General features: G+C 60.1%; 14 protein-coding genes. 6 read left to right on the forward strand and 8 right to left on the reverse strand.

Annotated features, from left to right (window positions below; all coding sequences use genetic code 11):
- Positions 1-14: 14 nt before the first annotated feature.
- From M2103_RS05540 to trxB, 5 genes are all read right to left on the reverse strand, one after another.
- Entirely contained in the window at positions 15-1,280 is a 1,266-nt protein-coding gene (locus tag M2103_RS05540; RefSeq protein WP_277509263.1) for a glycosyltransferase, read from the reverse strand.
- The gene (locus M2103_RS05545; protein ID WP_277509264.1) at positions 1,277-2,155 is read right to left on the reverse strand and encodes an SDR family NAD(P)-dependent oxidoreductase; all 879 of its coding nucleotides are present in this window, start codon (positions 2,153-2,155) and stop codon (positions 1,277-1,279) included. Before M2103_RS05545 ends, M2103_RS05540 begins: the two co-directional genes overlap by 4 nt.
- A gap of 18 nt (positions 2,156-2,173) precedes the next feature.
- Positions 2,174-3,433 carry a beta-ketoacyl-[acyl-carrier-protein] synthase family protein gene (locus tag M2103_RS05550; protein WP_277509265.1) on the reverse strand — a complete coding sequence of 420 codons (1,260 nt, stop codon included), beginning with the start codon at positions 3,431-3,433 and terminating at the stop codon, positions 2,174-2,176.
- Between the two features lie 116 nt (positions 3,434-3,549).
- Positions 3,550-4,476: a phosphopantetheine-binding protein gene (locus tag M2103_RS05555; RefSeq protein ID WP_277509266.1), complete on the reverse strand. Its 927-nt coding sequence runs from the start codon at positions 4,474-4,476 to the stop codon at positions 3,550-3,552.
- A 43-nt stretch (positions 4,477-4,519) separates the two neighbouring features.
- Positions 4,520-5,464, reverse strand: coding sequence for a thioredoxin-disulfide reductase (gene trxB / locus M2103_RS05560; protein WP_277509267.1), 945 nt, complete (start codon positions 5,462-5,464; stop codon positions 4,520-4,522).
- Between the two features lie 248 nt (positions 5,465-5,712).
- Here trxB and M2103_RS05565 point away from each other — a divergent pair, with 248 nt between their 5' ends.
- The 4 genes from M2103_RS05565 to M2103_RS05580 all read left to right on the forward strand — a co-directional run bounded on the left by M2103_RS05565 (position 5,713) and on the right by M2103_RS05580 (position 10,111).
- Positions 5,713-6,762: a porin gene (locus M2103_RS05565; protein WP_277509268.1), complete on the forward strand. Its 1,050-nt coding sequence runs from the start codon at positions 5,713-5,715 to the stop codon at positions 6,760-6,762.
- 123 nt (positions 6,763-6,885) lie between these two features.
- A complete protein-coding gene (gene aroE / locus M2103_RS05570; RefSeq protein ID WP_277509269.1) occupies positions 6,886-7,839 on the forward strand; it encodes a shikimate dehydrogenase in 954 nt (317 codons plus the stop codon).
- Positions 7,840-7,912: 73 nt separating this feature from the next.
- Entirely contained in the window at positions 7,913-8,866 is a 954-nt protein-coding gene (locus tag M2103_RS05575) for an AEC family transporter (RefSeq protein WP_277509271.1), read from the forward strand.
- Between the two features lie 84 nt (positions 8,867-8,950).
- Positions 8,951-10,111, forward strand: a complete 1,161-nt coding sequence (locus M2103_RS05580) for an ATP-binding protein (protein WP_277509273.1) — start codon at positions 8,951-8,953, stop codon at positions 10,109-10,111.
- A gap of 80 nt (positions 10,112-10,191) precedes the next feature.
- Here the strand turns inward: M2103_RS05580 and M2103_RS05585 are convergent, their stop codons facing one another.
- The 3 genes from M2103_RS05585 to M2103_RS05590 form a co-directional block, all read right to left on the reverse strand.
- Positions 10,192-10,911: a hypothetical protein gene (locus tag M2103_RS05585; RefSeq protein ID WP_277509275.1), complete on the reverse strand. Its 720-nt coding sequence runs from the start codon at positions 10,909-10,911 to the stop codon at positions 10,192-10,194.
- A 42-nt stretch (positions 10,912-10,953) separates the two neighbouring features.
- Positions 10,954-11,232: a YkgJ family cysteine cluster protein gene (locus M2103_RS13220; RefSeq protein ID WP_343215394.1), complete on the reverse strand. Its 279-nt coding sequence runs from the start codon at positions 11,230-11,232 to the stop codon at positions 10,954-10,956.
- An 86-nt stretch (positions 11,233-11,318) separates the two neighbouring features.
- Complete coding sequence (locus M2103_RS05590) at positions 11,319-12,029, reverse strand: alpha/beta hydrolase (RefSeq protein WP_277509277.1); 711 nt, start codon at positions 12,027-12,029, stop codon at positions 11,319-11,321.
- A 280-nt stretch (positions 12,030-12,309) separates the two neighbouring features.
- Here M2103_RS05590 and M2103_RS05595 point away from each other — a divergent pair, with 280 nt between their 5' ends.
- Positions 12,310-12,918, forward strand: coding sequence for a hypothetical protein (locus tag M2103_RS05595; RefSeq protein WP_277509279.1), 609 nt, complete (start codon positions 12,310-12,312; stop codon positions 12,916-12,918).
- On the forward strand, positions 12,915-13,493 hold the full coding sequence (nadD, locus tag M2103_RS05600) for a nicotinate-nucleotide adenylyltransferase (RefSeq protein WP_277509281.1): 579 nt from the start codon (positions 12,915-12,917) through the stop codon (positions 13,491-13,493). Before M2103_RS05595 ends, nadD begins: the two co-directional genes overlap by 4 nt.
- Position 13,494: the final 1 nt, after the last annotated feature.

The raw sequence follows: 13,494 nt of genomic DNA on the forward strand, positions 1-13,494 counted from the left end.
TACGCCCAAGGCGCTTACTTCGTTGTTGCGCAAAAACCGTTGCCGTTAACCGGCGGGAAGGGCTGGCGGATCGGTTCGGCCAAATGCGGGTCGGCCTCGCGGGCAAGCGCGACGAGTTCGTCGATCACACGCGCGGGGTCCTCCTCGTAACGGGCCTTGGCAAAGTTTTCACTATAAGCGCGATAGGTCGCCGGAGCGGTCATCCACTGGTCGATGATCTCCGCAAAATTATCCGCGTTGCGAATGATGCTGCTGCCGGCGGTGTTGCGGAAATACTTCAGCGTGAGCTTTTCCTGCGGCATCACCCCGCCGAAGCCATTAAAAATAATCGGGCAGGAAAAATGCAGCGCCTGCGCGCAGGTGGTCGTGCCGCCACGAGTGACAATCGCATCGGAGGCCTGCATGAGCAAGTGCACCGATTCCGAGTAACCCTCGATATGGCAACGAAATCCGGGGTTCTCGGCTCGCCAGCGCATGAGCTTGTTATACACGTCGCGGTTGTGTCCGCAAATAATGATGGCCTGGCAGCGGTCGCGATGCTTCACCAGCGCGGGCAGGAGCTCGAAATGGTTGTTGGCGCCATTGCTGCCGGTGGCGAGAAACACGGTAAACGCATCGGGACGCAACCCGTAGCGTTTTTTCCGCGAGATGGCGCGCTGGGCCGCGTCAACCTCTTCGAGATGCGCGCTGGGGCGCATGAAGTGACCGCGCACGAGCGTGCGGGCCGCGACCATGCCGAGTTTTTTAACCGCATAGTCATTGGCGGTTTTCGTGCGCGAAATGTAAAGGTCAACCGTGGGCTCCACCCAGTTGCGACTGTAGCCCCAGCCGCCGGAAAACTCGCCGCAATACGTGGCGCAGCGCACGCGTTCGTGGCCGAGCAACTTGCGCGCAAGCTGGAAATAACCGCGGTTCAGGCAGTCGTGCACACTGAGCACAAGATGCGGGCGGTATTCGCAAAGCACATTCCTGTAATAACCGCGGCCTAGCACGACGCTGTGGTTGTTGAGCCGGCCGTATATTTCCACGAACCCAAAAAACGCCGTGTGCAAAAACGGGATTTTCTTTTGTATCCAGTTATAAAAACTGACACCGCCCCGGTTGAGCATTGAGGATTTTTCAAGCATTTGCTCGATGCGCACATCAACATGGCCGGGATACAACTGGTAGCACCATTCCGCAAAAGCCTGCGCGCGCGCGTCGTGCCCGCCGCCGGTGCTCGACGTGAGCACGAGGATGCGGAGTTTTTCAGGGGAGGACTGTGCGGGCGCGTCGCTCATCGGTCTCCAAAATAATGCGCGGCGATCGCACGCAGCAACCGGCCGGGCAGCAAACGCGCGCCCAGCGGCGCGAGCCTGGCCTGAAAAAACGAGCCCGAACGCACGGTGCCGGAACGCCCGCGATAGAGCGCGCGGCGAAGGTCGCGCGCGGCGCGTTCGGGCGGCGGCGCGGCGTTGAACTGCGCGTCAACGGTCTTCCACACGGAAGCCACGCGCCCGTCTTGCGCGCCCCCGGCGGGATTCCCGGCCCCGGGCTGCATGACGCGGTTAAACGAGGTGCGATAATCACCCGGACGGAAATCAATTACGCACACCGGGGTGCCGCGCGCCTCAAACGCAAGGCTGGCGCTGAGCGCGGAAAGGCCGGCCTTGGCCATGTTGTAGCCGCTCATGTAGGGAAGCGGAAAATCGACAACCAGCGAGGAGATGTTGACGAGGCAGCCGCGCCTGCGCGCCTGCATGGAGCGAAACGCCGTTTGCGCCAGGCGGGCCGTCGTGGCGAGCATGGCGTCGAGCTGCCTTTGCCAAAGCGAAAAATCCACGGACGCAAAAGGCGCGAACACACCGTAGCCGGCGTTGTTGATGACGAGGTCGAAAGAGCGCGTCAACCCGAGCGCATCGGCCGTCGTGCCCGTCTCGCCCGCATCGCAGGCGGCGTTTTCCAGCGCCGTCATCGCGGCGTCGGGATCATCGAGATCAAGCGCGACGGGCGTGAAGGCGCCGGGGTGTTTTTGCGCAAGCGGCGCGAGCCGCGCGGTGTCGCGCGCGGTGCCCCACACGCGCACGCCCTCGGCGAGAAGCATTTCGGCGATGGCGCGCCCGATCCCGGAAGACGCGCCGGTGATGAAGGCTGTTTTGTGTTTCCGGGAAAGCATCGCGACAGAAAAACCGCGTCACACTTTTCTCAACACGATCGCCACGTTCGCGCCACCGAAGCCGCTGCTGTTGTTAAGCGCGTGCGTGACTTGCCTGGTTTCCGTTTTCCGGATGATGTTCAGGTCGGCGCAGCCGGGGTCGATTTCGGTGATGTGCGCGGAGCCGGGAATAAACCCCTCGCGAAGGGCGAGCGCGCAAAAACCGGTTTCCATCGCGCCGGCGAGCGAAAGGCCGTGGCCGGTGAGCGCCTTGGTGCTGCTCACGAGCGGACGCGCCCCCGCGTCGCCAAACACCGAGCGAATCGCCTTCGCCTCGGAAAGGTCGCCGATGGTCGTCGAGGTGGCGTGCGCGTTGATGTAATCAATGTCGGCGGGGTTGAGCGCCGTGGAGCGAAGCGCATGCCGGATGGCGGTCGCGAGCCCGGAGCCTTCGGGGTGCGAAATGGCGACATTATGGCCGTCGGACGCCTGCCCCCAACCGAAAACTTCGCAATAGGGCGTGGCGCCGCGGCGAAACACTTCCTCCTGGCTTTCGAGCACAAGCGCCGTCGCCCCGCCCGTGCCCACAAATCCATCGCGCGCGGCATCGAACGGACGCGAGGCCTTGGCGGGATCGGTTTGCTGCGAAAGCGTGCGCATGCCGGCGAACGGCAGGATCGCGTCCATGTTGCCGTCCTCCGCGCCGACGACAAACATGCGCTTCTGGCGTCCGCGCGAGATTTCATCAAAGGCAAACCCGAGCGCGTGCGACGACGACGCGCACGCCGACGAAAACCCGGTTGACGCGCCCTTGATCTTGTAATGCGCGACGAGGTTGAAGTTAAGCGTGCCGGCGATGGACGCCACAATCCCGAGCGGCGGGCAGCGCATGACGCCCTGCGTGTGCATGCGGTGCAACAGGTGGCCGAGCATTCCGGGAGTGCCGCCCGACGCTGCGTAGAGGCCGGTGTCCTCATTGGAAGTGTCGGCTTCGGAGAGCCGCGCATCCTCGACCGCCTGCTGCATGGCGCACCAACCGTAAAAGGCGTTCGGCCCCATGCTGCGAAGCGTGTCGCGACGCGGACAATATCGGTCGGGATACGTCCAGTCCTCGGGATCAAAGGAATCGGTGCTGAAATCCTTGATGGGCGCGGACACCTTCACGGGGCAATCCGGCCGCTGGAACGGCGGATAAAGCGCCATCCCATGTTTCAACTCGCGCAGGCTTTGGCTGACGCTTGCCGCGTCATTGCCAATGCTGGTGATAAAGCCGAGGCCGGTTATAAAAACTTTGGACATGAGTGGAAACGGACAAAGACACACGGCATTTCATGTGGTGGCAAAAAAATAGTGGCGGCGGCCATTCCGGCCGCCTGATTTTTTACGTTTTTTTAAGCAACGCAAAAGACCCGCTTCTATTTTGCCTCCCCAACCTCCGGTGTTTTCGCCACTTCCGGCGCCGGCTCGGCATAGCCGAACGTGAGCGTGATTTCCTCGGCGATCACGGCTTTTTCCTGGCCCACGCGGATGGCGCCCTCGAATGTGGCGAGGGGCATGTGCACGCGCTTTGGCTTTACCGAAAGCGTGAGCAGGTCGCCGGGTTTGCACACGCGGTGGCAGCGCACGCCGTCGCACGAGGTGAAGTAGATTGTCTTTGGGTCGATGGGCTTGTCCTCATTGCCCGGCTCGGCGGGAAGCGCGCCCTCGATAATCGCAAACACGGCGAGCTGGCCGAGCGCCTCGAGCATCAACGACGCGGGCATGACGGGGTTGTCCTTGAAATGGCCCTGAAGGAAAAACTCCTCGCCGGTGATCTGGTATTTGCCCTGCGCGCCCGAGTTGCCGACCGAGGCCTCGTTGAGAAAAAGGAAGGGCGGCTGCATCGGCATGACGGCGGCGATTTGCTCGATGGGGAAAAACCGCGTGGGTTTTGGCAAGGGCAGCCCGCGGAGCTTGCAATCAATGAAAATCTTCACGTCGCCAACCGTGCGCAAGTTGCGCAACTCGTCGTTTTGAATCTGCACCTGAAGCACTTCCTCGGTCAGGATCACGATCTCCATCATCGTGAGCGAGTCGATGCCGAGATCGTCGACGAGGCGCACGTCGTCGGTGTTTTCGCGGAGCTTCGGGCGCAGGTCGGACTCGACGTAGCGCTCGATGATGCCAATTACGATCGCGGGCACGAGCGAGGGCTCGCGCGAGGACTGGAACTTAATCGCAGCCTCAACCGTCGCGGGCGAGCAGCGTTTGAGCGAATTGCGCAACGCCTGCTCGGGCGTCTCCGCGGTTTGTGTGTCGCCGACGGGTGCCGGCGCGTTGTTATCGTTCACTTCGAGAGACATGTTTGTTTTCAAAAAAAGATTCTGGTGCGACCCGGAGACCGGATTAGGCCTCGTTTTCGGCAAGCCAGCGCTCGACTTCAATCGCAGCCTGGCAACCCATGCCCGCGGCCGTGATGGCCTGCCGGTAAACATGATCGGCGCAATCCCCCGCCACATAAACGCCGGGGATGTGCGTGCGCACTTGCGAGCCGGCGGCGGGCTTCAGGTAGCCCTGTCCGTCGGTCACGAGCGCGTCGGCAAACGGCGCGGTATTCGGCTCGTGGCCGATCGCGACAAACAGCCCCTTGATCGGCAAAACGCTCTCGACGTCGTTGTTCACATTGCGAACGCGCAGTCCGCTGACCGCGCCCTCCGCCACGCCCTCGACCGCCACCGGCACGCTGTTCCAGACCATCTCGATCTTCGGATGCGCCACGGTGCGCCCGGCCATGATCTTCGACGCGCGCAACGCGTCGCGCCGGTGCACGAGGTAAACCTTGCTCGCGAAACGCGTCAGGAAAAGCGCCTCCTCGCACGCGCTGTCGCCGCCGCCGATCACCGCGATGTCCATGCCGCGGTAAAACGCGCCGTCGCACGTGGCGCAGGTCGAAACGCCCTTGCCGCCGTAAAGCTCCTTCTCGCCCGGCACGCCCGTCATGCGCGGCGCCGCGCCGGTCGCGATGATGACCGCCTTCGCCAAAATCTCGCGCTCCTCGGTGCGCAATTTCAGCGGAGTTGACGCAAAATCAACCGACACCACGCGCCCCGTCTCGAAGCGCGCCGAAAATTTCGCCGCCTGCTGGCGCAGGTTGTCCATGAGCTGAAAGCCGTCCACTCCCTGCGGGAAACCGGGAAAGTTCTCCACTTCCGATGTCGTTGTGAGCTGTCCGCCCGGCTGCCCCCCCTCGAGCACGAGCGGGGAGAGATTGGCGCGCCCCGTGTAAATGGCGGCGGTGAGCCCCGCGCAACCAGTGCCGATAATGACGACGTTTTCAACGGAATGTGACATGCCCTTGATATGAGGCGAAAACCTTCGCGAAAGGAAAGGGCAAATATTCGCCCCCCGCATTTTGGCCGTTTTTACAATCGCGTTTCCACAAGCCGGAAAAATTATGGGAATTATTTTGTAACATTTACTGGACACCTCGTGTCAAAAAGCCCACCTATTCAGCCTTGGCACGGCATATTATGCATGCTGCGCCCGCGTAGTATTACATCAATCCACGCCAAGCAAAGATTAACTACATAACATTCCACATGAAGAAAACCGCTTCCTTGAAGATCGCCGGCGCTGTCCTCGCCTCCGTTCTCTCAACCCTGGCAATTCGCGCTGATCTCGCCATCAACGAAAACGTAAGCCTCTTCGGCTACGCCGCCGGCTCGATCACTTACAACAAAGTGCAGCAGCAAGGCACCGACACCACAATGGATATCGATGCCGCCAAACTCGGAGTGACGCTCGATTTCTCGCCAATCACCGCGACCATCAGCGGTTACACCGATGCCGGCGCCAGCAAAATCCATCTGCTCGACGCCTACGTCAGCTACGACTTCGGCAGCAAGCTCAAGCTCTCCGCCGGACGCTTCGTCACCTGGCTCGGCTACGAATCGTTCGACCTCGTTGACAACACCTTCAGCTCATACGGCAACGCGACCATCTCCGATTCACTCTTCAACAACATCCTCCCCAGCTATCAGCAGGGCGTGCGAATTGAATACGTGAACGACAAGGCCAAGCTCGGCCTCTCCGCCGTCGATTCCGTTTACAACGTGAACGACGAATTCTACCGCGGCGACGGCGACGTGCGCGACGGCTTTGGCGTTGAAGGCAACTTCACCTACACCGAAGAGCAATGGACGCTCGGCATGACCCTTGCCTACCAATACACCAAGGCCGGTTATCAGGATTTCGGCGGTGTCGATCCCTATGCCGACGAACCCGAGACCTTCACCGCCGACATCTGGCTCGAGCGCAAAATCGGCGAAGACATCACCGTTGCCGGCGAAATCGTCCTCATGCGTGAAAAGATCAAGGGTGCCGACGCCAAGAACACCTTCTACGCCATGCTTATGGCCAAGCAGCAAATCGACGAAAAGATCGCGATTGCCGGCCGCTTCAGCTTCGGCGACAGGAAAGATTACGGCAACTTCTGGAAAGTCACCGTTTCGCCCGTCACATACGAAGTCACCAAGAACCTCGAAATCCGCACCGAGATGGGATACACCCGTTTCGACAAGGAGCTTCGCGACAATGGCATGGTCAAGTATGAATTCATGGCCGGAGTCCAGGCCGTTCTGAAATTCTAAAAAAGAAGCTTTTTAAGTTTTCCATCACGGCCCGCCCCCTCGCTTGAAGGGGCGGGCCGTTGTTTTTAATGGCGTTTCGAGGCGCCATCCCGTTTTTTAGACAACTTCGCCAATCGCAAATCCGTGAGCACCGCCGACACCACTGTTTACACACTCGCCGACCTCGAAACCTGGAGCCGCCCCGGCACGCACCTCGCCGTGCTCGGCCGCCCCATCGCGCACTCGCTCAGCCCCCTCATGCACAACGCCGCGCTCGCCCAAATGACCGCGCGCGACCCCCGCTACCGCGACTGGCGCTACCACCGCTTCGACATCGCCCCCGAGGACCTCCCGCGCGCGCTGGCAATTTTTCACGAGAAAAAATTTCACGGCCTCAACCTCACCGCCCCGCACAAAGTGATCGCGCTCGACTGCGTCGCCGAAATCGACCCCGCCGCCGCCCCCGCCGGGGCCGTCAACACATTGACATGGACCGCCAACGGCTGGCACGGCGCCAACACCGACGGCCACGGTCTCGCCACCGCCATCCGCGAAACGCTCGGCCTCGAACTCCGCGACTCGCACATCCTCCTCCTCGGCGCCGGCGGAGCCGCCCGCGGGGCCGCCGTCGAGTGCCTCCAGCGCCGCTGCGCCAGCCTGGCCATCGCCAACCGCACCCGCGCCAACCTCGACGCCCTCCTCGACGCCATGCGCCCCCTTGCCGGCGATATCCCGCTATCAGCCTTTCAGCCCTTCAGTCATTCAGCCTTTCTCATAATCAACGCCACCAGCTCCGGCCTGCGCCCCGCCGACGCGCCGCCCATCGACCTCGCCGCCTTCCCCGCAAACGCTCGCCCGCTCGCCGTTTTCGACATGATCTACAACCCGCCGCAAACGCCGCTCCTCGCGCAAGCCGCCGCGCTCGGCATCCCCCGCGCCAACGGCCTCTCGATGTTGATCCACCAAGGCGCGCGCTCCCTCGAAATCTGGACCGGCGAAAAAATCCCCGTCGAAGCCATGCGCAACGCGCTGCAAAAAGCCAGGAAACCAGAAAGCCGGGGAACCAGAAAGCCAAAAGGCCAGAATCCCAAACCCTAAACTCCGAAACACCCTTTGGCGCGGCAGCGCCCAATCCAAAATCGAGAATCCAAAATCGAAAATCATCCCTCCCATGTCCTTTTCCTACACCGCCGTCCTGCTCTCGATTGTTCCCGTCTTCGGACTGGTCGCCATCGGCGTGGGATTGCGCGCGTTCAAATGGGTGACGCCCGAGGCCGACGGCAGCATCATGCGCATGGTCGTCAACTGCCTCTATCCCTGCCTTATTTTCGAAAACGTCCTAAATAACGACGCGCTCCGCAACCCGGCCAACCTCGCCGCCGCGCCCGTTTCCGGTTTTATTCTCATGGGCAGCAGCATCGTCGCGGCGCTCTACCTCGGGCGGCTTCTCGGGCTCACGCAAGGCCACGGCCTGCGCACCTTCGCCTTTGCTTCGGGCATAAACAACTACAGTTATTTTGCGCTTGCCGTTTGCGGCGCGCTATTCGGCCTGCACTCGCCCGTTATCGGGCTCACACTTGTGCACGCCGTCGGCGGTGAAGCAGCGGTCTGGACCGTCGGCATCTTCGTGCTCGCCGGTCTTTCGCTGCGCGAAGGCTGGAAAAAACTCATCAACGGTCCGCTGATCGCGCTCATGCTCGGACTCTTTTTCAACCTCACCGGCCTGCGCGAACACATTCCCGGCTTCCTCATGGAAACGATCCACCGCTGCGGCCTCTGCGGGCTGACCATCGGCATCATTCTGATCGGCTGCACAATCCACGAATACCTCGCGCATCCCTCGGCGCTCTATCACTCGCGCGTGACCCCCATCGCCTGCATCCTGCGCCTCGGCGTGTTTCCGCTGGTTTTTCTGGTGGTTGCCAAATACCTGCCCTTCACGGACGACATGAAATGCGTGCTGATCGTGCAAGCCGCGATGCCCGCCGGCATGTTCCCGATAGCGATTGCGAAACACTACAACGGCCAGCCCCTGACCGCCGCGCAAGTGGTGATCGGCACGACAATCCTCGGCATCATCACGATCCCCCTTTGGATAAAATTCGGCATGGCCTGGGTGTTTTGAAACAGTCGAACGGTTTGATTCTTGACCAAAACTGAGCTTGCCAATTGTGGTGAAATTTAAAGTATCATTTTAAATTTCACCACAATGAAATACATCAACAGACAACTCGAGCCAGTGCTGCTCAAGGCGGCGCGTCAGTTTCCCGCCGTGGTGCTGACCGGTCCGCGGCGCGCCGGCAAAACCGAAATCCTCAAACACTGTTTCCCCGACGCCGCCTACCATCTGCTGGAGGATCCCGACCTGCTTTCCCGGGTGAGAAGCGACCCGCGCTCCTTTCTGGACGAACAAACATTGCCGGTCATTCTCGACGAAATCCAAAACGCGCCCGAGCTGCTCTCCTACATACGCACCCACATTGATGCCGCCCCGCGCAAGACCGGACGCTGGCTGCTCGCCGGCTCGCAAGAATCCGCGCTCATGACCGGCGTCAACGAGTCGATGGCCGGACGTGCCGCCATCCTCCACCTGCTGCCCCTGTCGCAAACCGAGTCGCCCAAGGTTGACCTGTTCACAGGCGGCTTTCCCGAGGTGATCGCCCGCCCGTCGGCCCGCGAACTCTGGTTTTCCTCCTACCTGCAAACCTACCTCGAACGCGACGTGCGCTCCATCACGCAAATCCGCGACCTCGGCACATTCCGCCGCTTCATGGGCCTGCTCGCCAGCCGCCATGGACAGGTTTTGAACAAAAGCGACCTCGCCGCCCCGCTCGGCATATCCGTCCCCACAATCGGACAATGGCTGGGCATTTTGGAAACAACCGGCCTGATTGCGCTCATACCGCCCTATTTCGAGAATTTCGGCAAACGGCTCGTCAAATCGCCAAAACTCTACTGGCTCGACCCCGGGCTCGCCTGCCATCTGCTCGCCATCCAAACCCGCGTTGAACTCGAACGATCCCCGTTCCTCGGAACCCTATGGGAAGGTTATGTGGCCTCCGAAATCCTCAAAAACCAAATCAACCGTGGCGCGCGCAAGGAACTTTATTATTTCCGTGACGAACGCGGCTTGGAAGTGGACTTCTTGGTTCCCGCCGGCAAAGGCCGCGTCCACCTCGTCGAAGCCAAAGCCACGCGCACGCCCGCTCCCGCGATGGCCGTCCCCATGCGCTCACTGGCCGCCGCGATGAAAGACAAGATTGCCGACGCCTACTTGGTGCACCGCCCCGCCAAAACCCCCGCGCCAACCAGCGCGCTCGCCCCGGGAGTCTCCGCGGTGAGTCTTCCGGAGCTGGTTGAGAAATTATGATAACCAATCGCCGCGCCCACTTTCTTGAAAATTGAACATGCAATATTCAATTTTCAAGGAAGTGCCTGCAAAACTCTACTCTAATTTCCCACCCTCTGTTTCTTTTCATATTCCTCATGCTGCCACTTGGAATACTCGCTGGCGCATTGATCACAGATAAACTTGCGATCCACGATATCATCCGTGCGCACACATCCACCCAAAGTATAATCAACCCCATTGGGAAAACGCTTTTCGTGCGCTTCCATATAATCTTGGGAAGGCGGCATCGGATATCCATATGAAATGGCAACCTGAGCAAACCTCATCCGCTGGTTGTGCAGTTTGCACACAGACGCATCATATATTATATTCTGACCCTCTTTAATTCTTATTATGAGATTATGCCAGGAAACCTCTCTTTTAATCCCTCCGCAAACGGGGCGCGGTGAATGGAGGCTGTCTATTGTGGGCATGCTTTTTTGATATATTGTAACATCATAAAATCGGTTTGGTATAAAATTGGGAACACCATGTTCCTCTATAAGAAATCCCCTTGCGCCGAAATCATTCAAATCGGCGGAGATCCCTTTTATCGTGGTGATGCCGTATTCGCTGCGCTCCGTTTCTATTCGTGCTTTGGTATCAAGAATGCGCTCGACGGATAACACCTTTGTCACGCCCTTTGAAAACAACAGCGGTCCTTCGTCAGCCTTTCTGTCACTGCACGCCGTAATCCAACACAAACAGAACAGGGCTGAAAGCACCAAGAATGTGCGCGCGCGAAAGGATTGGTTAAACGAATTTATGGAGGGTTTCATTACGTGTGTCTTTCTTCAGGTAACGATTCAACGGCCATATTATTAATATAAAAAAGAGTCCGGCGCCGTTTCCAACTCCAGCGCAGCGAGGTATTTCAAAGCGTCCGCCTGGCACGAGCCGCACATTTCCGCCGTTGGCCGGAGGCTGGCGCAGACGGACGGGCGCGACGGCTGGCCGAACAATTCGCAGCGGAAATCCGCCAGCAAGTGCGCGCAGCGTTCGCCGGCCTTTTTTCCGTCCGGCATCCCCGGCATCGGCGAGGAAATTGACGGCGCGATGCAACACGCCCCGCAATTTGGACGGCAGGAAACCTCTTTCATCCCGCAAATGGAACCCGCGCGCCCCGCGCTGTCGAGTTTCGGATCACGATTTCGCCGCCGTCCCGGCGTTCCCGGCGCAACCGAAGTCAGGGAACGGTCCGGTCAAATTTGCCCTCCCTCAAAAAATGCACCGCCTGCGCGGCAACGGGACGGCTCAGCAATATCCCCGTGTGCGAATGCGGCATGACGATGTGGTCGCACATTCCGTCCAACCGGGTGCTCGCCACGCTCACCGTGCCGTCGCTTTCGCGTTTGATCCAGTGGGAAAAAAGCGGATTGAGCGTGCGGTTGCCCGCGATGATGCCGAGTTCTGCGCCTTTTGGAAACGCCTTGAGTGAAAGCTGGCGCGGCAATGAATCATCGCCCGTGCCGAGTCGCGGGCCATTGACTCCCGTGAACCAGTGGAAAGGCGGAAAACCGCGCAACCGGTCGGGAAGCTCGCTGCCGTGATTTGGCGGGGCAATCATCACGATGCGCCCGAGGTTTTTCGGCAGGCAATCTCCGCACTCGCGCAACCAAAGGCGCACCACAATGCCGCCCATCGAATGAGTCACAAAATGTATCCGCGGCGCTTCGGCGGCACCGTTTTCGAGAAGCAACCGCGGAAGCCACTGCGCGCCGAGTTTTTCGAGTGGCAATTTGCGCGACGGATAAGTGCGGTTGACCACGCGATACCCCGCTTCTTCGACCGCGCGCGCAATACGCGACATCCACCGGCACGTGACTCCGACTCCGTGGAGCACGACAACCAAATCGCGTCCATCGTGTTGCAAGGCGTCTGGTGTGTTCGCGGGCATTTGTGAGGCTTTGTTTTCAACGCGGATTAAACGTTCATGCGCGATACAAGACAAGACCGCTGATTCATCGGCGCGCACGGACATCTTTACGGAGTGCTCCTTGGGTTTTCACCTCCCGAACAGGGCGCGCCTTCATCGCGTCCGGCGTCCTGGAGAACGCCGCTCCTATTGGCATGCGCTTTTCGCCAGAATTTTGAGATGTGCCTTACCCGCCCCCGCCTGTTTTGCCTGTTGCAGACCCGTCCCGAATCCGCATTATAACGCGCATTCCAATTCCTCCATGTCAGCCATCGACGAAGACATTGTCCGCGAGTATTTCGAGCAAAACGGATTTTTGGTGCGGCAGGTTCGCAAATACGAAGTCATGGCGCGCAAGAAAACCGGCGACGAGGAAATCGACCTGCTCGTCTACAACCCCGCCTATCAACCCGGTTCGCGCAAGCCGGACTTCTTCCTCCTTTCGGGCGAGCTGCCCTTTGTGCATCGCGGCATCATCGCCGTGAAAGCGTGGCACACCGACCGCTTCACACCCGGAACACTCAAGAACAGCCCGGAGATTTTCAGTTTTCTGGAGCAGGATGTGCTCAAGGAAGTGTCGCGATTGTTTCCGCCCGACGCCGCCGGCGCGGAACCCGGAAGCGCGGAGCAGCCAGCCAAAATCCTCGTGCTGCCAAGCCTCCCCACAGCGGAGCCGTTTCGCTCGCAAAGCGTGCAGTTGCTCAAGGAGCGCGGCGTCGACGCGATCATATCGTTTCGCGCCATGCTGATCGACCTGCTCGAGCGCATCGAGGTGAACCGCAGCTACGGAAAAAGCTACACGCTTCAAGTCATGCGCATCTTGAAAAACTACGACCTGCTCAAGGACACGCAAATGGAGCTGCTCCCATGAAAATCGGATTCCTCGGAGGCAGCTTCGACCCCATTCACTACGGGCACCTCGTCGCCGCGCAAGATGCGTTCGAGCAGCACAAGCTCGACCGCCTCATCCTCGTGCCCGCCGCTCAAGCCCCGCTCAAGCCGCGCGACGCGCAATGCCCCGCGGCCGACCGACTGGCGATGGTGCGCGCCGCCGTCGGATGGGACACGCGCTTCGAGGTTTCCGACTACGAACTGCTCAAGGGCGGCATCAGCTACACAATCGACACCGCGCGCCATTTCCGAAAACAATTTCCCGACGACCAGCTCCACTGGATCATCGGCGGCGACCAGCTCCCGCGCCTGCACCTCTGGCGCGAAATCGGGGAACTGGCAAAACTCGTGGAGTTCATTTTTCTTGAACGCCCGGGGCACCCCGCGAAAACGCACACACCCGTTCCCGGACTGCGCCTGCACCGCTGCGACGGGCACCTCATCGAAATCAGCTCGACCGAGCTGCGCGCGCGCGTCCGGGGCGGCCTGTCGCTCAACTACCTCGTCCCGCACAAGACGATTGAATTGATCCGCGAAAAAAATCTTTATCGCTGAG

It is taken from the genome of Ereboglobus sp. PH5-5, assembly GCF_029504805.1.
Taxonomy (GTDB): domain Bacteria; phylum Verrucomicrobiota; class Verrucomicrobiia; order Opitutales; family Opitutaceae; genus Ereboglobus.